The following is a 21,658-nucleotide window of genomic DNA, read 5'->3' on the forward strand; positions in this document are numbered from 1 at the left end:
AAAAACGCTGAGAGCAGAAAATTGGTTCAGTAAAGGAAAGAAATTTATGAGTAACCGTAAATATTTTGGCACTGACGGTATCCGTGGCAGAGTGGGGAATACCCCAATTACCCCTGACTTTGTATTGAAACTTGGTTGGGCTGCGGGAAAAGTGTTGGCGCGTCATGGTTCTCGCAAAATTATTATTGGTAAAGATACCCGAATCTCAGGTTATATGTTGGAATCCGCGTTGGAAGCAGGGTTAGCCGCTGCGGGACTGTCGGCATCCTTTACCGGCCCGATGCCAACACCAGCCGTGGCGTATCTGACACGTACTTTTCGTGCTGAAGCCGGGATTGTCATTTCCGCTTCCCACAACCCTTACTATGATAACGGCATTAAATTCTTCTCTATCGATGGGACTAAATTACCGGATGATGTTGAAGAGGCGATTGAAGCAGAAATGGAAAAACCTCTGACTTGTGTGGAATCTGCTGAGTTAGGGCGGGCAAATCGGATAGTTGATGCGGCGGGTCGTTATATTGAATTTTGTAAAGGGACATTCCCCAGTGAACAAAGTTTAAATGGATTGAAAATTGTTTTAGATTGCGCCAATGGTGCGACCTACCATATCGCACCGAATGTGCTCAGAGAGTTGGGAGCGGAGGTGATTACCATTGGTTGTGAGCCTAATGGCATCAATATCAATGAAGAGTGTGGTGCAACAGATGTCCGTCTATTGCAACAGCGCGTACTGGAAGAACAAGCGCACGTAGGTCTGGCATTTGATGGTGATGGCGACCGTATCATTATGGTTGATCATCTGGGGCAAAAGGTTGATGGCGATCAGATCATTTATATCATTGCACGTGAGGCGTTGAGACAAGGTCAGTTACGTGGTGGTGCTGTAGGGACGTTGATGAGTAATATGGGGCTGGAGTTGGCACTGAAACAGCTTGGTATTCCATTTGAGCGTGCGAAAGTTGGCGACCGCTATGTTCTGGAAAAATTGCAGGAAAAAGGCTGGCGTCTGGGCGCAGAAAATTCAGGCCATGTCATTTTGTTGGACAAAACCACAACAGGAGACGGTATTGTTGCTGGATTGCAAGTCTTGAGTGCAATGGTACGCAATAATATGAGCTTGCATGATCTGTGCAGTGGTATGAAGCTTTTACCTCAAGTTTTGGTTAACGTTCGCTTTACAGGTGATGTTGATCCCCTGCAATCAGAATCAGTGCTTGAAACTGTAAAATCAGTTGAGACTGAATTGAATGGTTGTGGTCGTGTTTTACTGCGTAAATCAGGTACAGAACCATTGATTCGTGTCATGGTGGAAGGCGAAGATGAAGAGCAAGTCACGACATTAGCGCATCGTATTGCTGATGCTGTGAAAAAAATCGGCTGATTTGTTGTTTTTTTGCTCGATCAGCGTCAGGATTTAAAATTAATCTTGCGTGTCTGATACGCTTTGGTTAGTATTCACACCCGCTCAATAAGTTAATTTTTCTAATTTTGTGAGCGGGTGATGCAACATAACGTCGCTATGAAATTGTGGTAAACGCCACGAGGAAACAGGTACAACATATGTATGAAGCTCTTTTAGGTATATTCTTGCTGGTTGGTATCGGGCTAATCGCTCTGGTTCTGCTACAGCAAGGTAAAGGTGCTGATATGGGTGCTTCTTTCGGCGCGGGTGCATCTAACACGCTGTTTGGTTCATCGGGTTCCGGTAATTTTATGACCCGCATGACGGCTATTTTTGCCACGTTGTTCATTGTTATCAGTCTGATTCTTGGTAACATGACTAGCAACAAGACGGGTTCCAACAGTAAATGGGATAACCTTGTCGAACCTGTAAAAGTTGAAAAACAGGCAGAAGTTCCGGCAACGCCAGCAAAACCAAATAGTGATATCCCACAGTAACATTCAGTAACAGAATTAAAATAGGGTTGTTGATTTTAATCATGAGTTTAGATAACCATTAGAATAACAAACCTATAAAATCAGTGCCGAGGTGGTGAAATTGGTATACACGCTACCTTGAGGTGGTAGTGCCTAAACAACGGGCGTACGGGTTCAAGTCCCGTCCTCGGCACCATTAATCTAGAAACTTGCGTTTTTAGTATTATCAGCGTAAGATTTGCCACGTTTTCGAACGCGGGATGGAGCAGCATGGTAGCTCGTCGGGCTCATAACCCGAAGGTCGTCGGTTCAAATCCGGCTCCCGCAACCACTTCTTAACAACCTGTACCTTTTCAACAGTAATAGCTCAGCAGCCATTGAGATGTCGATCTTGATTTGACAGGTTGCTTTGAAAGGTATAGAAAGAGGTTGGTTGAGACCACTGGCAGTAAACAGGGTCCAGTTGCATAAAGCCCCGAGTGTCGGGGTTTTTTGTTATTTGACAGCAGAACTACTGGGCTAATATAGCCCTTTTTTTATGTCTTGGGGGTGGGCTTGTCCACATTAGAGCAAAAATTAACAGAGATAATTTCAGCACCAGTTGAAGCTTTAGGTTTTGAATTAGTTGGCCTGGAGTTTATTCGCGCTCGTGTATCGACGTTGCGAGTCTATATCGATAGTGAGGAGGGTATCACTGTTGATAATTGTGCTGATGTTAGCCACCAGGTCAGTGCAGTGCTTGATGTTGAAGATCCGATTCCTGGGCTTTATAACCTGGAAATATCTTCACCAGGGCTTGAGCGTCCACTGTTTAAGGCTGAACATTACCAGCGTTTTATAGGTGAAGAAGTCAGCTTGGTTTTACGCATGGCAATGCAGAACCGTCGCAAATGGCAAGGTATCATCAAGGCAGTTGATGGTGAAATGATTACGGTTACGGTGGATGGAAAAGACGAAGTGTTCGCACTGAGCAACATCCAGAAAGCGAACCTGGTACCCCACTTTTAAAGTTCGGATGAGGCAACTAGGATGAATAAAGAAATTCTGGCTGTTGTGGAGGCGGTTTCTAATGAAAAATCACTCCCTCGCGAAAAAATCTTCGAAGCATTAGAGATTGCACTGGCGACAGCCACCAAGAAAAAGTATGAGCAGGAAATCGACGTCCGCGTTTGTATTGATCGTAAATCAGGTGATTTTGATACCTTCCGTCGCTGGTTAGTTGTTAACGAAGTGACTCAGCCAACGCGCGAAATCACACTGGAAGCGGCAAAATTTGACAACCCAGAGATTGAGCTGGGTGGTTATATTGAAGATCAAATTGAATCAGTGACCTTTGACCGCATTACGACTCAGACGGCAAAACAGGTTATCGTACAGAAAGTACGTGAAGCTGAGCGTGCAATGGTTGTTGATCAATTCCGTGAACAACAGGGTGAGATCGTGACCGGTCAGGTCAAAAAAGTGAACCGCGAAAATATTACCTTAGATTTAGGTAATAATGCTGAAGCGGTCATTTTACGTGAAGACATGTTGCCACGGGAAAATTTCCGTCCAGGTGACCGCGTGCGTGGTGTTCTGTATGATGTTCGCCCTGAAGCACGTGGTGCACAGCTTTTCATCACTCGTTCTCGTCCTGAGATGTTGGTTGAGTTGTTCCGCATCGAAGTACCTGAGATTGGTGAAGAAATCATTGAGATCAAGGCGGCTGCTCGTGATCCGGGTTCCCGTGCCAAGATCGCAGTGAAAACCAACGATAAGCGTATTGATCCTGTTGGCGCTTGTGTTGGTATGCGTGGTGCAAGGGTACAAGCCGTTTCCAGTGAACTGGGCGGTGAAAGAATTGACATCGTGCTGTGGGACGATAACCCTGCGCAGTTTGTCATTAATGCAATGGCTCCGGCGGATGTTGCATCTATTGTGGTTGACGAAGACAACTGCACTATGGATGTTGCCGTAGAAAACAGTAATCTTGCTCAGGCGATTGGACGTAATGGTCAGAACGTTCGTCTGGCGGCACAACTGTTGAAAAAACATCGTGGTGATGACAAATGGGAACTTAATGTCATGACTGCGGAAGAGCTACAAGCAAAACATCAGGCAGAAGCACACGCTTCTATTGATACATTTACTAAGCATCTCGACATTGATGAAGATTTCGCCACTGTATTAGTCGAGGAAGGTTTCTCTACGCTGGAAGAACTGGCTTATGTGCCAATCAATGAACTTCTGGCAGTAGAAGGACTGGATGAAGAAACCGTTGAAGTTCTTCGTGAACGCGCTAAAGCGGCCTTGACGACGCTGGAACTGGCTCAGAAAGAGAGTCTTGGTGATCAGCAACCTGCCGAAGATTTATTGAATCTGCCTGGCATGGAGCGTACTTTGGCGTTTAACCTGGCTGCCCGTGGCATCTGCACTCTGGAAGATCTTGCCGAGCAGGGTATCGACGACTTATCTGATATCGAAGGACTGAATGATGAGAAAGCAGGAGAACTCATTATGGCAGCCCGCAATATCTGTTGGTTTGGCGATGATGCATAAATAAACTGTAGCAGGAAGGAACAGAATGACAGAGGTAACCGTAAAATTACTGGCAGAAGAGATCCAGACATCGGAAGAACGTCTAATCCAGCAATTCGCTGATGCTGGCATTCAGAAAACCGCAACTGACTCTGTTTCCCAGAAAGAAAAAGAAGCTTTGCTGGCCTACCTGAACCGTGAACAAGGCGGTTCTGGCGGTCAGCCGGGTAAATTGACACTACAGCGTAAAACACGCAGTACACTGAACGTTCCTGGCACCGGTGGCAAAAGTAAATCGGTAGCGATTGAAGTCCGCAAAAAACGCACATATGTGAACCGTGATGCCCTTGAACAGGCTAAAGCGGAAGAACAGGCTCAGCGTGAAGCGGAAGAGCAGGCTCGGCGCGAGGCAGAAGAGAAGGCGCGGCTTGAGGCTGAAGCGAAAAAATTCGCGGAAGAGCAAGCTAAACGTGAAGCTGAAGAAAAAGCCAAACGTGAAGCAGAAGAGAGCGCTCGACGTGAAGCAGAAGAAAAAGCCAAACGTGAAGAGGCTAAACTGTCTCCGCGTGAGGCGGCGGAAAAAGAAAAAGTGATTAAGCAACATACCGAAAACAAACCAAAATCAGATCAGACTCACTCTGCCGTGCAAAATGAAAAAGCGCGTCGGGAAGCCGAAGCTGCAAATTTAAAACGTAAAGCTGAAGAAGAAATGCGCCGTAAGGTGGAAGCGGAAGCGAAGCGTGTTGCAGAAGAAGCACGTCGAATGGCAGAAGAGAATCAAGACAAATGGACTGATGACTCTGATAACAGTGACAGTAGTGACTACCACGTAACCACTTCCCGCTATGCTCGTGATGCGGAAGATGAAAATGACGCCAAAGTAGAAGGCGATCGTCGTTCCCGCTCTCGTGGCGGCAAATCCCGCCAGAAAAAGAATAACAAACATTCTGAATCGAAAGCTGATCGCGAAGAAGCGCGCGCTGTGGGTCGTACCAAAGGTAAACAACGTAAGCCTAGTACCTTACAGCAGAGTTTCACGAAACCTGTTGTCGCGGTTAACCGTGACGTTGTGATTGGTGAGACCATTACTGTTGCAGAATTGGCTAACAAAATGGCCGTTAAAGGTGCTCAGGTCATTAAGACCATGATGAACATGGGCGCAATGGTAACCATCAACCAAGTTATCGACCAAGAAACAGCACAACTGGTTGCCGAAGAAATGGGGCACAAAGTTATTCTCCGTCGTGAAAACGAACTGGAAGAAGCGCTGATGAGTGATCGTGATACGGGTGAAACCCAGGCAGAGTCTCGTGCACCAGTTGTTACCATCATGGGGCACGTTGACCACGGTAAAACTTCTCTGCTGGACTATATCCGTTCCACTAAAGTGGCTTCTGGAGAAGCTGGTGGTATTACCCAGCACATTGGTGCGTATCATGTGAAAACTGAAAAAGGCATGATCACCTTCTTGGATACCCCAGGCCATGCTGCGTTTACCTCCATGCGTGCACGTGGTGCGAAAGCAACAGACATCGTTGTTCTGGTTGTAGCAGCGGATGATGGTGTGATGCCACAGACCGTAGAAGCTATTCAGCACGCTAAAGCAGCCAACGTACCCGTTGTTGTTGCTGTGAACAAGATCGATAAGCCAGAAGCTGATCCGGATCGCGTGAAGAATGAATTGTCGCAATACGGCATCATTTCAGAAGAGTGGGGCGGTGAAAACCAGTTCATCAATGTGTCTGCCAAAGCTGGTATTGGTATTGATGAATTGCTGGAAGCCATTTTGCTTCAGTCTGAAGTCCTTGAACTGAAAGCGGTACGCACGGGTATGGCAAACGGTGTGGTCATTGAATCCTTCCTGGATAAAGGCCGTGGCCCAGTTGCAACCATTCTGGTTCAGTCTGGTACGCTGAACAAAGGCGATATCGTTCTGTGTGGCTTCGAATATGGCCGTATTCGTGCAATGCGTAACGAACTTGGCCGCGAAGTGACTTCGGCTGGTCCATCTATCCCAGTGGAAATTTTGGGTCTGTCCAATGTGCCATCTGCGGGTGATGAAGCAACGGTTGTTCGTGATGAGAAAAAAAGCGCGTGAAGTGGCCTTGTATCGTCAGGGTAAATTCCGTGAAGTGAAATTGGCTCGTCAGCATAAAGCTAAGCTGGAAAACATCTTCGCTAACTTAGAAGAAGGCAAGGTATCTGAACTGAACATTGTTCTGAAAACGGATGTTCAAGGTACATGTGAAGCAATTAGTGACTCATTGCTGAAATTGTCTACTGATGAAGTTAAAGTGAAAATCATCGGTTCTGGTGTGGGTGGTATCACTGAAACTGATGCGACGCTGGCAGCAGCATCTGAGGCAATTATTCTGGGCTTCAACGTTCGTGCTGATGCTTCTGCACGTCGTATCATTGAAAACGAAAGTCTGGATCTGCGTTACTACTCCGTTATTTATAACCTGATTGATGAGATCAAACAGGCTATGAGCGGTATGCTGGCACCAGAATACAAACAGCAGATCATGGGTCTTGCCGAAGTTCGTGATGTGTTTAAGTCACCGAAATTTGGTGCTATTGCTGGTTGTATGGTGACAGAAGGTTCCATCAAGCGTAATAATCCGATCCGCGTACTGCGCGATAACGTTGTTATTTACGAAGGTGAATTGGAATCCTTACGTCGCTTTAAGGATGACGTTAACGAAGTCCGCAATGGTATGGAATGTGGTATCGGTGTGAAGAACTACAATGATGTTCGCGTTGGTGACATGATTGAAGTCTTTGAAGTGATTGAAATTAAACGCTCCATCGATTAATACCGTTATTTATCAATAGATTCATTCCATTCTTGGGGGGCTTTATGCCCCCCAAAATGTCAGGAGATATAACAATGGCAAGAGAATTTAGTCGTACTCAGCGCGTTGCACAGGAAATGCAAAAAGAAATTGCCATCATCTTACAGCGTGAAATCAAAGATCCCCGTATCGGTATGGCGACAGTCTCCGGTGTTGAGGTTTCCCGCGATCTGGCTTATGCCAAAGTATTTGTCACCTTTCTGAACGTACTGGTGGACGGGCATGATTCAGATATGGTTAAAGAAGGCATCAAGGCATTGAACGAAGCCTCTGGTTTTATTCGTTCCCTACTGGGTAAAGCGATGCGCCTGCGTATCATTCCTGAGCTGACATTCTCTTATGACAGTTCTTTGGTGGAAGGGATGCGTATGTCGAATTTGGTTAGCAACGTCGTTAAAAATGATGAGAAGCGTCGCGCATCTGCGGATCACAATGAGGAAAAATGATGGGGCGCCGTCGTAAAGGCCGTGCTATACACGGTGTACTGTTGCTGGATAAGCCACAGGATATCTCCTCCAATGATGCGTTACAGAAAGTCAGGCGGATTTTTAATGCCAGTAAGGCGGGTCATACTGGTGCACTCGATCCATTGGCGACAGGCATGTTGCCGATTTGCCTGGGTGAAGCGACCAAATTTTCCCAATTCTTGCTGGATTCTGACAAACGCTATCGTGTGATTGCCCGTTTGGGGCAACGTACAGATACGTCGGATTCACATGGAACAATCATCAGTGAGCGCGACGTAAAAATCACCGAATCTCAGCTCAATGCTGCATTGGATCAATTCCGTGGTGATACCATGCAGGTTCCTTCTATGTACTCTGCATTGAAACATCAGGGAAAACCGCTATACGAATATGCCCGTCAGGGTATTGAAGTTGAGCGTGAAGCGCGTCCTATCACTGTTTATGAATTACAATTCATTCGCTGGGAAGGGAATGAGCTGGAATTGGAAATACACTGTTCCAAGGGCACTTATATTCGTACCATCATTGATGATTTAGGGGAACTTTTGGGTTGTGGCGCGCATGTCATTTATCTGCGTCGTTTGCAGGTTGCCAATTATCCCAATCAAAGAATGGTAACGTTGGAACAGTTATATGAGTTAAACCAACAAGCTGAAGATCAAGAAATTGAGGCGTGGGAATTGCTTGATCCATTATTGCTACCAATGGATACCGCCGTGGTTCATTTTCCTGTCATTCACTTAACATCTGTCGTTGCGTCTTACTTCAAACAAGGCCAGCCGGTTCGCAGCAAACATAATTTGGCTTCAGATGAATGGGTGAGGGTGACCGAAGGTGATGAAAATAAATTTATCGGCATTGCAGTGATTGATGATGATGGACTAGTGGCTCCACGCCGTTTGGTTGTTGAAACGGAATAATGATAGCAACAGACAAGGAATTTGCAGCAGGTAAATTGAGTTGGGGCACAGAATGACGGTGATTGTGCTGTCTTGCGCTTCACCTATTTGCAGCGTAGAATACCGCGTCTGTACATGAGTGGCTGAATTAGAGATCGGCACTCGTCATTTTAAATTACATATTTGGAGTTATACTATGTCTCTAAGTACTGCTGCAAAAGCGCAGATTATTGCTGAATTTGGTCGCGGCGCTAACGACAGTGGTTCCAGCGAAGTTCAGATCGCACTGCTGACTGCTGACATCAACCACCTGCAAGGTCACTTTTCAGAGCACAAAAAAGATCACCACAGCCGTCGTGGTCTGCTGAGAAAGGTTGCACAGCGTCGTAAGCAACTGGACTACCTGAAGCGTAAAGATGTGGCACGCTATACTGCTCTGATTGAGCGTCTGGGACTGCGTCGCTAATTGATGAGTTTCAGTGGAAAGGGGCCTAATCGGGCCCCTTTTCTTCTAGGAAACGGAATTGTCAGGAAACAGAATCGGAAAATTTAATCTACTGTTTTTTGCACCGTTTCTAAAACTTGAACCTCTTCCGCTACAGTGACTCGCGCGGCTAATGAGAGTCCTCAAAGCAGTGAGCACTGTCATTAGTCGTGAGGGTGTAGCAAGAAGAGAAAATCCATTGTTGCTGGTTTCTTAAATCGGCAACATTAACAAAGGAAAATTATTTTGCTTAATCCGATTGTTCGTAAATTTCAGTATGGTCAGCACACTGTGACCATCGAAACTGGCATGATGGCTCGTCAGGCGACAGCAGCCGTTATGGTAAATATGGATGACACAGCGGTATTTGTCACCGTTGTTGGTCAAAAGAAAGTCAAAGCAGGTCAGGATTTCTTCCCTCTGACCGTTAACTATCAGGAGCGTACTTACGCTGCTGGCCGTATTCCGGGAAGTTTTTTCCGTCGCGAAGGCCGTCCGGGAGAAGGTGAAACATTAGTTGCTCGTCTTATTGACCGCCCTCTACGCCCTCTGTTTCCAGAAGGTTTCCTGAATGAAGTTCAAATCATCGCGACAGTCGTTTCTGTTAATCCACAAGTAAACCCTGATATCGTTGCCATGATCGGCTCTTCCGCTGCACTGGCGCTGTCTGGTATTCCATTCAATGGTCCAATTGGTGCTGCGCGTGTTGGTTATATTAACGATCAGTACGTTCTGAACCCAACTAGCGATGAGCTGAAACACAGCCGTTTGGATCTGGTCGTTGCAGGTACAAATAACGCGGTGCTGATGGTAGAGTCCGAAGCGGAACTGCTGACTGAAGAGCAAATGTTGGGTGCGGTTGTGTTTGGTCATGAGCAACAACAGATTGTGATTGATAACATCAATGCGCTGGTTGCTGAAGCAGGTAAAGAGAAATGGGATTGGGCACCAGTGCCTGTTAATCAACCTCTGCACGATCGTGTTGCAGAACTGGCTGAAAGCCGTCTGGGTGATGCTTATCGTATTACTGAGAAGCAGGAACGTTATGCTCAGGTTGATAGTATCAAAGAAGAAGTCACTGTGGCTATCCTGGCAGAATTTGCAGAAAAAGGCGTTGAACTGGAAGAAACCGAAGTGCTTGAAGTTCTCGCTATTCTGGAGAAAAATGTTGTTCGTAGCCGTGTTTTGCGTGGTGAACCGCGTATTGATGGCCGTGAAAAAGACATGGTTCGTGCTCTGGACGTTCGCACAGGTGTACTGCCACGTACTCATGGTTCATCCCTGTTTACCCGTGGTGAAACTCAGGCATTGGTAACTGCAACACTGGGCACAGAGCGTGATGCTCAGGTTATCGATGAGCTGATGGGTGAGCGTACAGATCGCTTCCTGTTCCACTACAACTTCCCTCCGTACTCTGTCGGTGAAACTGGCATGGTCGGTTCACCAAAACGTCGTGAAATTGGTCACGGTCGTCTGGCGAAACGTGGTGTATTGGCTGTGATGCCAGGCATCAACGAATTCCCATATACCGTTCGCGTGGTATCTGAAATCACTGAATCCAACGGTTCTTCCTCTATGGCTTCTGTCTGTGGTGCATCACTGGCATTGATGGATGCAGGTGTGCCAATTAAGGCAGCCGTTGCGGGTATCGCAATGGGGCTGGTGAAAGAAGGGGAAAACTTTGTTGTTCTGTCGGACATTCTGGGTGACGAAGATCATCTGGGCGACATGGACTTTAAAGTTGCGGGTAGCCGTGATGGTGTCAGCGCACTACAAATGGACATCAAAATCGAAGGTATTACCCGTGAAATTATGCAGATTGCTCTGAATCAGGCTAAAGGTGCTCGTCTGCACATCCTGAATGTGATGGAACAGGCAATTAATTGTCCACGCAATGATATTTCTGAATTTGCACCACGTATCCACACTATCAAGATCAACCCAGACAAGATCAAAGACGTGATTGGTAAAGGGGGTTCCGTGATCCGCGCATTGACGGAAGAAACAGGGACTACCATTGAAATTGAAGACGACGGTACAGTGAAGATTGCGGCGACTGACAGTGACAAAGCACGTCATGCTATCAGACGTATCGAAGAAATCACTGCGGAAGTTGAAGTGGGTCGTATTTATGCTGGTAAAGTGACCCGCATTGTTGATTTTGGTGCATTCGTTGCTATCGGCGGCGGTAAAGAAGGGCTGGTACACATTTCTCAGATCGCCGAAAAACGTGTAGAGAAAGTCACTGATTATCTGCAAATCGGGCAAGAAGTTCCTGTGAAAGTGCTGGAAATTGACCGTCAGGGACGTATCCGCCTGAGCATGAAAGAAGCCGTGATTACAACTGACGCAGAATTGCAATCACCGGAATCATCAGTAGAATAAATTTGACGTAAAGAGCGGCGTCCTGTAAAAAGGGCGCCGTTTATCTCAATAAATTTCGAGTTATTGTTCTTAGCAGTAGTTTGAAAGATGAGAGAACGTCAATTTTGGGCAGGACGCCTGAAATATACAATGTGGGTGGAGTAATAGGGCATTCTGATTGATGTCTGGCTTCGGGAGTGGGAAATGAATTCTTTTCTGCGCTGGTGTTATGTTGCGGCTATTTTTCTCCTTGTGGGATGTAGCGGCACTGGGTGGCGTAAAAATGAAGTGATTGCTATTCCATTACAACCAACATTGCAACAAGAGGTTATTCTGGCTCGCATGGAGCAAATACTTGCGAGTCGGTCACTAACGGAAGATGAATATGCACAGCTTTTATATGAACGAGGTGTGCTGTATGATAGCCTCGGGCTGAGGGCACTGGCGCAGAATGATTTTTCAGTGGCTTTGTCTATCCGCCCTGATATTCCTGAAATTTTTAATTATCTGGGAATTTATTTTACGCAGGCAGGCAATTTTGATTCTGCCTATGAAGCGTTTGATTCTGTTTTAGAGCTTGATCCAACTTACAACTACGCGCGAATGAATCGCGGCATTGCACTGTATTACGGTGGCCGCTATCGATTGGCGCAGGATGATCTGCAGGCGTTTTATCAAGACGATCCAAATGATCCCTTCCGTTCGTTGTGGTTGTACCTTGTGGAAGATAAAATTGATCCTAAGGCTGCAATGACTAATTTGTCGCACCATTTTGACAAAGCGAACCGGGGAAGATGGGGCTGGAATATTGTTGAATTCTATTTAGGCAAAATCGGTGAAAAAATATTGATGGAACGCTTAAAACAGGGTTCAACAGATAACACTTCGCTCGCTGAGCATCTCAGTGAAACTGACTTCTATTTAGGTAAACATTACCTAAGTCTGGGGGATGAGGATAGCGCAACTGCGTTATTCAAGCTGACGGTGGCTAACAATGTGCATAACTTTGTTGAGCACCGCTACGCATTGTTGGAATTGGCGCTATTGGGCCAAAAACAAGATGATTTATCGGAATCGAACCAACAATAGCTGACGAACATTTTCACGACAGATTTTAAAGTCCGCATCTCTGGAGATGGGGGCTTGTTTGTTCGTTTAATAACATAATTTGAGCCAGTTCACATTTTAAATGAAAATGACAGAAATTCTTTTCACTGTGTTATGTAGACTGGCCGCCATGATCAATGAGGCACCATTACATGACCACTGAGACTGAAATCTCTTTTGCTGATTTAGGTTTATCAGCACCTATCCTTTCTGCGTTGGGAGACCTGGGCTATGAGAAGCCTTCTCCTATTCAACAACAATGTATTCCACACCTGCTGAGCGGCCGTGATGTGCTGGGTATGGCACAGACGGGCAGTGGTAAGACCGCCGCTTTCAGCTTACCTTTATTGAATAACATTGATGCTGAACTTAAAGCGCCACAAATCCTTGTGTTAGCGCCAACCCGTGAACTGGCGGTGCAGGTTGCTGAAGCGTGTTCAGATTTTTCCAAACATATGCGCAATGTGAATGTTGTTGCACTTTACGGTGGACAGCGTTATGACGTTCAGTTACGTGCCTTGCGTCAGGGACCACAAGTTGTGGTGGGAACGCCGGGACGTTTACTCGACCACCTGAAACGTGGAACATTGGATCTGTCCAACCTGAAAGGTTTGGTACTGGATGAAGCTGACGAAATGTTGCGTATGGGCTTTATCGAAGATGTTGAAAACATCATGAGCCAGATCCCTGCTGAACATCAAACCGCGCTGTTCTCCGCGACAATGCCAGAAGCGATCCGCCGCATCACTCGTCGTTTCATGAATGATCCACAGGAAGTTCGTATTCAGAGCAGTGTGACAAACCGTCCTGACATTAGCCAAAGCTACTGGTCTGTTTACGGTATGCGCAAAAATGAAGCGTTGGTGCGTTTCCTTGAAGCAGAAGATTTTGATGCTGCGATTATTTTCGTGCGCACCAAGAATGCAACGCTGGAAGTTGCAGAAACGCTGGAGCGTAACGGCTACAACTCTGCGGCATTGAATGGTGACATGAACCAGGCTCTGCGTGAACAGACACTTGAGCGCTTGAAAGATGGCCGTTTGGACATTCTGATTGCGACTGATGTTGCTGCTCGTGGCCTGGATGTTGATCGCATTAGTTTGGTTGTTAACTACGACATCCCAATGGATGCAGAATCTTATGTACACCGTATCGGTCGTACCGGTCGCGCTGGCCGTGCGGGTCGTGCCCTGTTGTTTGTTGAAAACCGCGAACGTCGTTTGCTGCGTAACGTTGAACGCACCATGAAACTGACAATCCCGGAAGTTGAACTGCCAAACGCAGAGCTTCTGAGCCAGCGTCGTCTGGAGAAATTTGCGGCCAATGTTCAGAATCAACTGGAAAGCAGCGATCTGGATCAATACCGCGCATTGTTGTCTAAACTGGGAACCGGCGATGATCTGGATATGGAAACACTGGCAGCAGCCCTGCTGAAAATGGCACAAGGTGAGCGCCCACTTATTCTGCCACCCGATCCAGTGCGTCGTCCTCGCCGTGAATTCAACGATCGTGATGACCGTCGTCGCAATAGCAATAGTAACAGTAATAGCTTTGGTGAGCGTGACAGAGGTGATCGTCCTCGTCGTGAGCGTCGTGACGTGGGTGATATGGAACTGTATCGCATTGAAGTTGGTCGTGATGATGGTGTTGAAGTTCGCCATATTGTGGGCGCAATTGCAAATGAAGGTGATATCAGCAGCCGTTATATCGGTAATATCAAACTGTTTGCTACCCACTCTACGATTGAACTGCCAAAAGGGATGCCAGGGGAGTTGCTGTCTCACTTCACCCGTACTCGTATTCTGAACAAACCAATGAATATGCAGTTGATGGGTGATGCGCAACCATTTGAACGCCGTGAGCGTCGTGGTGGCCGCAATGGTAACGGCGGTAATGGTGGCAATGGTGGCAATGGTGGCAATGGCCCACGTCGTGACCGTGATGGTTTTGGTAATAACGGTGGTCGTCGTTTTAACAACGAACGTCGCGGTGGTGAGCGTGGTTCTTTCCGCGGTCGCAGCAACGATGAAGCACCACGTCGCCGTCAAAGCAATGGCAATGTATAAGCACTAATTTTTCATTGACTTGCTTGATTTATCGTTGCATTGAAAATATCGCAATGATGAATTAAATAAAGCCCTTTCTCCGTTAAGAGAAAGGGCTTTTGTTATTTATTTTTCTGATTTTATTAAAGTTTTTTCTTAGTAATATGTTTGTTTAATTCAGCTTTGACCTCAGCATCTGAAAGTAAGCGCTCACCTTGATGAATAACGCGTTTTCTTAACTTGCCTTTGAAACCAGCATGTGCCACTTCCTGCAAAATTCGTTCTTCCACAGGACACAATCCTCCTTCATTTTGATCCAATGGATGAATCAGTACACGGTGTTTGCACTCAAAAAGCTGCTTAATTCCTTGTAGGAAGCCATGCTGATTGAGCAGAGCATTTAATTGAAACATCGCGTTATAAAAGTCACCGATCAGCAAACGTGGGGTACTGAAATTTCCCGTAATCTCAAGATCTTGCTGATTTTTTAGGTTTTTCAGGATCATTAGGTTAGTTTTAATTTTGAGATAAAAATCCGCCAAGGGCATTTCCTTTGTTTATTTTCCTGTAGGGTTGAGAAATTATGCCCTAAGCGGTGATTAATTTAACCCCAATGCTTCTTTAAGCGGTTTCAGATAACGACGACTAACTGGAATACGCTTATCATTGCTCAGTACCAGCTCTGCCTGCCCATTGTCTCCAAAAACAATTTCCCGTAATTGGGTCATGTTGACTAAATACTGGCGATGGCAGCGAGTTAGTGACGTGCGGGTTTCCAGTGTCCGCAGGGTCAACTCGGTAAAGCCTTCCTGCCCGTTAGCGTTCATGACATATACACCACTCAGGCGGGAAGTGACATACAGAACATCATCCAATGGCATCAGCCAGATTCGGCTATGTCCAGTGCAGGGAATATATTTCAGTTGTTCATCTTCACGTTGAAGATCTGCCAGATTTTGTTTTTGATAGCCAGAACGCAGTCGTTGCAGTGTCTTACTCAGGCGCTCTTTTTCCAGCGGCTTCAATAAATAATCGAATGCATGTTCTTCAAAGGCTTGCACTGCATATTCATCAAATGCAGTCAGGAAAACAATGTAAGGGCGATGCTCTGGATCGAGCATACCCACCATTTCCAGTCCGGTAATACGGGGCATTTGAATATCGAGGAAAACAACATCGGGTTTCAGACGATGGATGGCACCAATCGCTTCGACTGCGTTGGCACATTCTCCCATGATTTGAATATCAGTTTCCTCTGCCAGCAGACAACGTAGATTTTCACGAGCCAATGGCTCATCGTCAACAATCAATATATTCATATTTACGCCGCTTTTTTAGCCTGTTTTTTTTTCTAATGGCAAACACAAAATGACACGGGTAAATTCTTCTGGTTGACAATCAACTCTCACCCCATACTGTTTACCATAACGAAGCCGCAGACGTTTATCTACTAAGCTCATCCCAAGACCTTCATCCCCCACTTTTTTGGGGCAATATAGCCCTGCATTATCTTCAATCTCTGCCAATAGCAATTGGTCTTCTTGATAGGCTCTAATCGTAATTCTTCCTGTATCCAGTAACTGTGATGTGCCATGTTTAATGGCATTTTCTACCATTGGTTGGAGGGAAAAGGCTGGTAACCGTGCATTGCGTAAGGATTCAGGTATCTCGATAGCAATTTGGAGGTGTTCACGGAAACGGGCCTTTTCAATTTGTAAGTAAGCGTTTACATGCTCTAGCTCATTTTCTAACGTGGCGATATCTTCAGGTCGCTTTAAATTCTTACGGAAAAATGTTGAGAGATACTGCACAAGCTGGCCTGCCTGCTGGCTATCCCGACGGATAACAGCTTGCAGTGTATTTAAGGCATTAAATAAAAAGTGAGGATTCACTTGCGCGTGAAGGAGCTTTATTTCTGATTGTAGCAAAGATTGTTTATTCCGTTCGTACTGTCCGGCAAGAATTTGGGCAGAAAGCAGGCTGGCAATTCCCTCTCCCAATGTGCGATTGATGGAACTGAATAGACGATTCTTGGCTTCGTAGAGTTTGATAGTACCAATAACCTGTTGGTTTTCCCCCCGTAAAGGGATTACCAGAGCGGAGCCAAGTTTGCAGGTTGAGCTAAGGGAACAGCAATAAGGAGTTTCATTGCCATCGGCATAGACAACTTCATTATTCTCAATGGCACGATGAGACTGTTTGGAAGCAATCGGGGTGCCGGGTAAATGGTGATCTGAGCCGATACCAATAAACGCCAGTAACTTCTCCCTATCCGTAATCGCGACGGCCCCGATCTCTAACTCCTGATAGATAACTTTGGCTACGCGCATACTATTATCTTCATTGAATCCCTTACGTAAAATTCCCTCTGTACAAACAGCAATTTTTAACGCTTGGGCAGAAAAAGCGCTGGTGTATTTTTCGAAAATAGCGCGTCTGTCCAATAAGATACGGATAAACATGGCCGCCCCGATACTATTGGCGATGATCATGGGGGCAGCAATATCTTTTACTAAACTCAGAGCTTCACTAAAAGGATTGGCAAGTAGCAGGATAATGCCCATTTGGTTACATTCAGCAAGGAAAGTGACAATGGCCGCCGTCCACGGGTTCAATAATTTATTGATCTGTCCTTTTTTCATCAAATAAATATGTACAAGGCCACCCAATACACCTTCTACAATGGTGGATACCATACAGCTAAATGCAGTCATCCCGCCGAGAGAATAGCGGTGTAAACCCCCAGTGAACCCTACCATCGCACCGACTGTTGGTCCGCCGAGAAAGCCTCCCAACACAGCACCAATCGCACGGGTATTGGCAATCGAATCGTTAACATTTAGCCCAAAATACGTTCCCATAATGCAGAAGATGGAAAAAATTACGTAACACATCAGCTGATGAGGTAAACGGCCAGTTACTTGCAACAAGGGAATAAACAGGGGGGTTTTACTCAGGAGCCAAGCGATCACCAGATAGATACACATCTGCTGAAGTAATAACAACACAAGGTTAAATTCGTACATATATTTTCATTTTGTAATTAATAATATGTGATTAATAACGATAAAAATTTAAGACGCTATTATCAAAGGTAGAATTTAACACCGTCAAGTCAATAGGTGTGGCAGGATAACGTATTTATAGGACTGGGGAAGAATTATCCGCCCCTCTTGGGGCGGATTTTGCCAGACAATGAAAATGACTTACAAATGGCGTTATTCTTTACAGATAACGTAATCATAGACTTTATCACTGACAACATGTTCAAATCCTTCGTTTATATTCACAACGTAATGTTCATCTTTCCCTTTTTCGTCTTTCCCTATCGTTGCAGAACGATAGGAGCGACGTTCAGGCCAACCAAGTTGGTCATGCATTGCATTGTTTGGATGGACCCGGTACAGAGCCATCAAATCTTCTTTTGTTGGCAACTTGCTATGTATTTTCTTACAGTACCATGCGGCTCCTGTTGCGTGACGGCGTGGCCATATTTCGCCATCTTCGGTATAAGTGTCCTGTCCGAATAAATGATTAGCCATTAGTTCTGCTTGCAATCGAGGGCGCTTAAAGATAACGCCATTTTCAGCCACTACGGTATCAGGCATATGCCCCCAAAAATTAGCTACGGGAACGTCTGGGCTGGTAGCCACAGTAAAAATGACATCTTTAGTTTGTGAGGCCGCAATACCGTCCACTGAGATAGATAATGTCGTCTTCACGCCAAGCCCGTTCGGATCGGTCACGGCAATAGACAAAACACCTTGATCGTCCGTGAAACCTTGGTACGTACCTGATTTGCCTCTCAGTAAAGCCGTGATTTTCTCAGTAACATTCTGACGATTCAGTGACTTGATGGCGTTAACTCTGACTGCGACATTTTGGGCTGGCTGTTCGTGATTTAGCGTTTTGATTTTCAGTATGATCGGTTCATGGTTTTTAACCTTATCAGCGCTTACTGTGATCGTCATATCGTCGGCTAGCCCTCTGACAGTACCCCCTTTTCCACCATCATGGGTATGGTTTCCTTGATCGGCACTCATGCTGGTATCAACGCTCTGTGTATTGCCGATACGATCCATCGCATTTTTTGCCTGAACAGCAATCTCTTTCACCCTACCCGCATCTGACAGTGTCAATGTATAGTCGGGGATCTTGCCTGATTCTGTTATTGTATGGCCTTTGGTTATGTCAATATTGCCCTTATTGCCCCAGACATAGATTGATTTATCCGTTGGGTCGCCATGATTAGGATTAAAGGTATAGGTTGCGCTTAATTTCTGGCCCATCTCCAATTTGCCAGCTATGGCTAAATTTTTGACGATTGGCGCCTCAGGATGTACGAACATGATCTCGACGGGCTTGATGATAATACCCTCTACTTCTGGAGTGATTTTCAGTACCCCGCTCTTTTCGCCAGCAGTGAGTTTAGATTCATAGATACCCGGTTGGACTTCTTTCATTTTATCGATCTTGGGATCACTGCCATTTCCACTTAATCCACTTGAGACCAATTTGATGTCTGAGGCAGCTCCGCGTATAGGTTTGTCATCTTTATCTTTCAGAGTTAATGTCAGGAGGGTAGTGACATGACCATCAGCCAGAAGCTCTTTGTCTTTTGCTGAGAAGGTGGATTTATTAGCATTAACTACAGCGGGAAGCACTTGTACTTTTACTTCAGCCCGTTTGGATGTATTGCCGTGCTCATCGTAAGCAATAGCTCCCACCGTGTAGGTATTGTTGCCCTGAGATTGATATTTGGGCAAGGTCAATAGGTAGTGTGTGCTACCTTGGTGTTGGATATTACCTCCATTGGCAAAAAAGTCTGCTGCATCCCACTCAATATCTTTAAACCCATATTTGCTGTTGACACTGACATGGAGAGGTTTGGTATCTCTCGCATGACCAATAATCAAATTATCTATTGCCAGAGAGATCACTTCACGTTTGCGATATTCCAAAACGATCTGGTTGTTGCGATCAACCAGATCATAGCGGCTGCCTTGCAGAGAGCGCTTAAATGCTACTGCATCTGGATCAATCTGTTTAGCCCATGGCGTACCAATCTCATAACTCAGTTCGATATTGAACAGGGTTTCCCCACCACCGGACATAGCTTGTTTGCGGTCAATACCGAAAGTCAGCAATGGGATAGGCGTGTAATCAACCCCGAAAGTGAAGGCCGAGGGATTTTTCTGGCGATGGTCTTTACTCATAAGCCCAACTTCATTCCCGAAATATTGCTCATACACCAACTTACCACCGAATTGTGGTAAAGAAGGCAAATAACCTTGTACTTTCAGGTCGAAGCCATTGGCGGGGCGCTCATCATAATCGGTCAATAGGCGGGATTCTTTCCAATTACTTAAGCGAATATAGCCGTTAGCCGCTAATTTCAGGTAATTGCGGGCATATTCTGCCCCAAGACCGAGTCGGCTATTATCACCAGTGATATCGTGGTCGAAGAAAGCATTGTAGCCCAGCATCCAATCATCAAAAAAATGACGTTGTCCAAATCCAATATTGGCGGTATTGCGTTTATCAATATGGCGCAAGCCGAACTGTGTAAAAATCATCTGGTGATAGGTATCATACAGCGGCAGTAACATATCAAATTGGCTGTCATTCAAATGGCCATGACTATCTATATTAAGCTGTACACGAGCAGTGCCATAGCGTCCCAACCAATTTTGAATTTTCTGATTGGCTTCGCCCATTGCCAGGCTGTTTAATTGGCTTGCTGCATTATTCTTAATGTCGTCACTGGCTAGTAACTGGCCAATGCGAGAGGAAATCTCAGCCAGATTACTAGAATTTTCATCAATAGAAGACTTGTCTTCTTTAAGAGGGACTTTGTCTAATGAGGGTTGTTCTAATGATGATTGTTTTAATAAAGGTTGCTTTGATAAAGAGATTTCTGATGAGGAATAGTTAAAAGGTAAAAATTTATTGTTTCGAGGTTTTGGAACATCAATCTCGCTACCCACTCCGAGTGTGATAAAAGGCTTATCAAAGGTACGCAATTGGTTGATTTTTTTTAAATCAGAGACAGTTAAACCATAACGTTTAGCGACGATTTTGACATTTTCTCCTGATTTCAGGACATAAGGCTCTGTTGGTAATCCCCATGTTTCATTTTGAAAAGTTGAGAGGGTTTCGGCAGTAGCGATAACGGGAGTGAATGCACCAGCAACGGGAAACGCAAGTTGGGTGACAATGTTCACCCAGGCTACACGTTTCACCAAACTTTGCTTATTATGTAAGCGTGGCTTATCGAATTTTTTGTTCATATCTATAGACCCGTAACAATAAAAAATACCATGCGATAGCCAGCAGCAAACCTATCCATTCCAGGATATTATTTTCTATTTACTGCCTGCCATAAGTCGTGTAATTAGGGAGAAAAACGCCAAGTGTGGTTTTTTATTCCAGCATAAAATTATTTTTTGATCAATATAACTTTTTATATCAATCAATTTGATATTTAAACCCCATTTTATTTAAATAATTAAGTAAAAATAAATGGTTATCATTTTGTTTTATATTATCTTAATGCCTTTTTCTGATTGTTATAAAAATGCAAGAAAACATGATTTGTTTATTATTTGTTTTCTATTTTGTTATAAAATAAAATCAGCTGATTCTTATTGGGAATGAATAGTTATCGAAAATATTTGGGGCTGAAAGATAGCATTTGTTTTTTTACTCTATTAATAAATACGAATTTATAATTTTAATTGAAATATTTAATTTTATTGCATAATTTACGTTTATTTTTCGCAGGTCTTTTATTTTTTCAATATTTATCTTGAATGAAAAAGAATTATAGCGATTAATTCATTCTCTCTATTAAATTAATTAATATAAATTTAATTAACTAATTGTTTTTGTGATTACTATTCAGTTTTATATGATGATGTGTTAAATGTTTTATATTTGTTAAAAAACATCATACTATTATTATGGGGTTTTATACCGATATGACCTTTGCTTACCAGCGTTATAGGGTTTATGGCAGTATTTATCACTGATAAGGGGT

The 21,658-nt window shown here is 44.8% G+C and carries 15 protein-coding genes, 2 tRNA genes and 1 pseudogene; 14 read left to right on the top strand and 4 right to left on the bottom strand.

Translation table 11 applies throughout. From position 1 onward, the window contains the following. Positions 1 to 46: 46 nt before the first annotated feature. The 14 genes and pseudogenes from glmM to BDE27_RS13575 all read left to right on the top strand — a co-directional run bounded on the left by glmM (position 47) and on the right by BDE27_RS13575 (position 14,640). Entirely contained in the window at positions 47 to 1,384 is a 1,338-nt protein-coding gene (gene glmM / locus BDE27_RS13510) for a phosphoglucosamine mutase (protein ID WP_099132632.1), read from the top strand. Positions 1,385 to 1,563: 179 nt separating this feature from the next. After that, positions 1,564 to 1,902 (top strand): preprotein translocase subunit SecG, encoded by a 339-nt coding sequence (gene secG, locus BDE27_RS13515; RefSeq protein WP_099132631.1) that lies wholly within the window; start codon positions 1,564 to 1,566, stop codon positions 1,900 to 1,902. Between the two features lie 85 nt (positions 1,903 to 1,987). Then, positions 1,988 to 2,077, top strand: a tRNA-Leu gene (locus tag BDE27_RS13520). Positions 2,078 to 2,135: 58 nt separating this feature from the next. Then, positions 2,136 to 2,212, top strand: a tRNA-Met gene (locus tag BDE27_RS13525). A gap of 224 nt (positions 2,213 to 2,436) precedes the next feature. Beyond that, positions 2,437 to 2,889, top strand: a complete 453-nt coding sequence (rimP, locus tag BDE27_RS13530; RefSeq protein WP_139292463.1) for a ribosome maturation factor RimP — start codon at positions 2,437 to 2,439, stop codon at positions 2,887 to 2,889. 21 nt (positions 2,890 to 2,910) lie between these two features. Further along, positions 2,911 to 4,419, top strand: coding sequence for a transcription termination factor NusA (gene nusA, locus BDE27_RS13535; protein WP_099132630.1), 1,509 nt, complete (start codon positions 2,911 to 2,913; stop codon positions 4,417 to 4,419). A gap of 25 nt (positions 4,420 to 4,444) precedes the next feature. After that, positions 4,445 to 7,214, top strand: a pseudogene (gene infB / locus BDE27_RS13540) (translation initiation factor IF-2). 74 nt (positions 7,215 to 7,288) lie between these two features. Further along, positions 7,289 to 7,699: a 30S ribosome-binding factor RbfA gene (gene rbfA / locus BDE27_RS13545; RefSeq protein ID WP_099132628.1), complete on the top strand. Its 411-nt coding sequence runs from the start codon at positions 7,289 to 7,291 to the stop codon at positions 7,697 to 7,699. Continuing rightward, entirely contained in the window at positions 7,699 to 8,640 is a 942-nt protein-coding gene (gene truB, locus BDE27_RS13550; RefSeq protein ID WP_099132627.1) for a tRNA pseudouridine(55) synthase TruB, read from the top strand. Before rbfA ends, truB begins: the two co-directional genes overlap by 1 nt. Positions 8,641 to 8,815: 175 nt before the next feature. After that, the gene (gene rpsO, locus BDE27_RS13555; RefSeq protein WP_099132626.1) at positions 8,816 to 9,085 is read left to right on the top strand and encodes a 30S ribosomal protein S15; all 270 of its coding nucleotides are present in this window, start codon (positions 8,816 to 8,818) and stop codon (positions 9,083 to 9,085) included. 264 nt (positions 9,086 to 9,349) lie between these two features. Next, positions 9,350 to 11,488, top strand: coding sequence for a polyribonucleotide nucleotidyltransferase (gene pnp / locus BDE27_RS13560; protein WP_099132625.1), 2,139 nt, complete (start codon positions 9,350 to 9,352; stop codon positions 11,486 to 11,488). Between the two features lie 183 nt (positions 11,489 to 11,671). Continuing rightward, a complete protein-coding gene (gene nlpI, locus BDE27_RS13565) occupies positions 11,672 to 12,556 on the top strand; it encodes a lipoprotein NlpI (RefSeq protein ID WP_099132624.1) in 885 nt (294 codons plus the stop codon). Positions 12,557 to 12,662: 106 nt separating this feature from the next. Then, entirely contained in the window at positions 12,663 to 12,737 is a 75-nt protein-coding gene (locus BDE27_RS20500; RefSeq protein ID WP_223281609.1) for a hypothetical protein, read from the top strand. Next, positions 12,727 to 14,640, top strand: a complete 1,914-nt coding sequence (locus BDE27_RS13575; RefSeq protein ID WP_099132623.1) for a DEAD/DEAH family ATP-dependent RNA helicase — start codon at positions 12,727 to 12,729, stop codon at positions 14,638 to 14,640. The genes BDE27_RS20500 and BDE27_RS13575 overlap by 11 nt, the downstream gene beginning before the upstream one ends. A gap of 122 nt (positions 14,641 to 14,762) precedes the next feature. Here BDE27_RS13575 and BDE27_RS13580 read toward each other — a convergent pair whose 3' ends face one another. The 4 genes from BDE27_RS13580 to BDE27_RS13595 all read right to left on the bottom strand — a co-directional run bounded on the left by BDE27_RS13580 (position 14,763) and on the right by BDE27_RS13595 (position 20,909). Beyond that, a complete protein-coding gene (locus BDE27_RS13580; RefSeq protein WP_143707528.1) occupies positions 14,763 to 15,161 on the bottom strand; it encodes a hypothetical protein in 399 nt (132 codons plus the stop codon). A 57-nt stretch (positions 15,162 to 15,218) separates the two neighbouring features. After that, positions 15,219 to 15,938 carry a two-component system response regulator BtsR gene (btsR, locus tag BDE27_RS13585; protein WP_099132621.1) on the bottom strand — a complete coding sequence of 240 codons (720 nt, stop codon included), beginning with the start codon at positions 15,936 to 15,938 and terminating at the stop codon, positions 15,219 to 15,221. Between the two features lie 15 nt (positions 15,939 to 15,953). After that, entirely contained in the window at positions 15,954 to 17,645 is a 1,692-nt protein-coding gene (locus tag BDE27_RS13590) for a sensor histidine kinase (protein ID WP_099132620.1), read from the bottom strand. A 192-nt stretch (positions 17,646 to 17,837) separates the two neighbouring features. Beyond that, on the bottom strand, positions 17,838 to 20,909 hold the full coding sequence (locus BDE27_RS13595; RefSeq protein WP_099132619.1) for an inverse autotransporter beta domain-containing protein: 3,072 nt from the start codon (positions 20,907 to 20,909) through the stop codon (positions 17,838 to 17,840). Positions 20,910 to 21,658 lie beyond the last annotated feature (749 nt).

This window comes from Xenorhabdus ehlersii (assembly GCF_003610465.1).
In the GTDB taxonomy this organism is placed as follows: domain Bacteria; phylum Pseudomonadota; class Gammaproteobacteria; order Enterobacterales; family Enterobacteriaceae; genus Xenorhabdus; species Xenorhabdus ehlersii.

Coding starts and splice junctions, on each gene's coding strand:
- BDE27_RS13590 (WP_099132620.1), bottom strand. CDS start 17,645: ATGTACGAATTTAACCTTGTGTTGTTATTACTTCAGCAGATGTGTATC.
- truB (WP_099132627.1), top strand. CDS start 7,699: ATGGGGCGCCGTCGTAAAGGCCGTGCTATACACGGTGTACTGTTGCTG.
- secG (WP_099132631.1), top strand. CDS start 1,564: ATGTATGAAGCTCTTTTAGGTATATTCTTGCTGGTTGGTATCGGGCTA.
- btsR (WP_099132621.1), bottom strand. CDS start 15,938: ATGAATATATTGATTGTTGACGATGAGCCATTGGCTCGTGAAAATCTA.
- rpsO (WP_099132626.1), top strand. CDS start 8,816: ATGTCTCTAAGTACTGCTGCAAAAGCGCAGATTATTGCTGAATTTGGT.
- nusA (WP_099132630.1), top strand. CDS start 2,911: ATGAATAAAGAAATTCTGGCTGTTGTGGAGGCGGTTTCTAATGAAAAA.
- BDE27_RS13575 (WP_099132623.1), top strand. CDS start 12,727: ATGACCACTGAGACTGAAATCTCTTTTGCTGATTTAGGTTTATCAGCA.
- BDE27_RS13595 (WP_099132619.1), bottom strand. CDS start 20,909: ATGAACAAAAAATTCGATAAGCCACGCTTACATAATAAGCAAAGTTTG.
- glmM (WP_099132632.1), top strand. CDS start 47: ATGAGTAACCGTAAATATTTTGGCACTGACGGTATCCGTGGCAGAGTG.
- nlpI (WP_099132624.1), top strand. CDS start 11,672: ATGAATTCTTTTCTGCGCTGGTGTTATGTTGCGGCTATTTTTCTCCTT.
- rbfA (WP_099132628.1), top strand. CDS start 7,289: ATGGCAAGAGAATTTAGTCGTACTCAGCGCGTTGCACAGGAAATGCAA.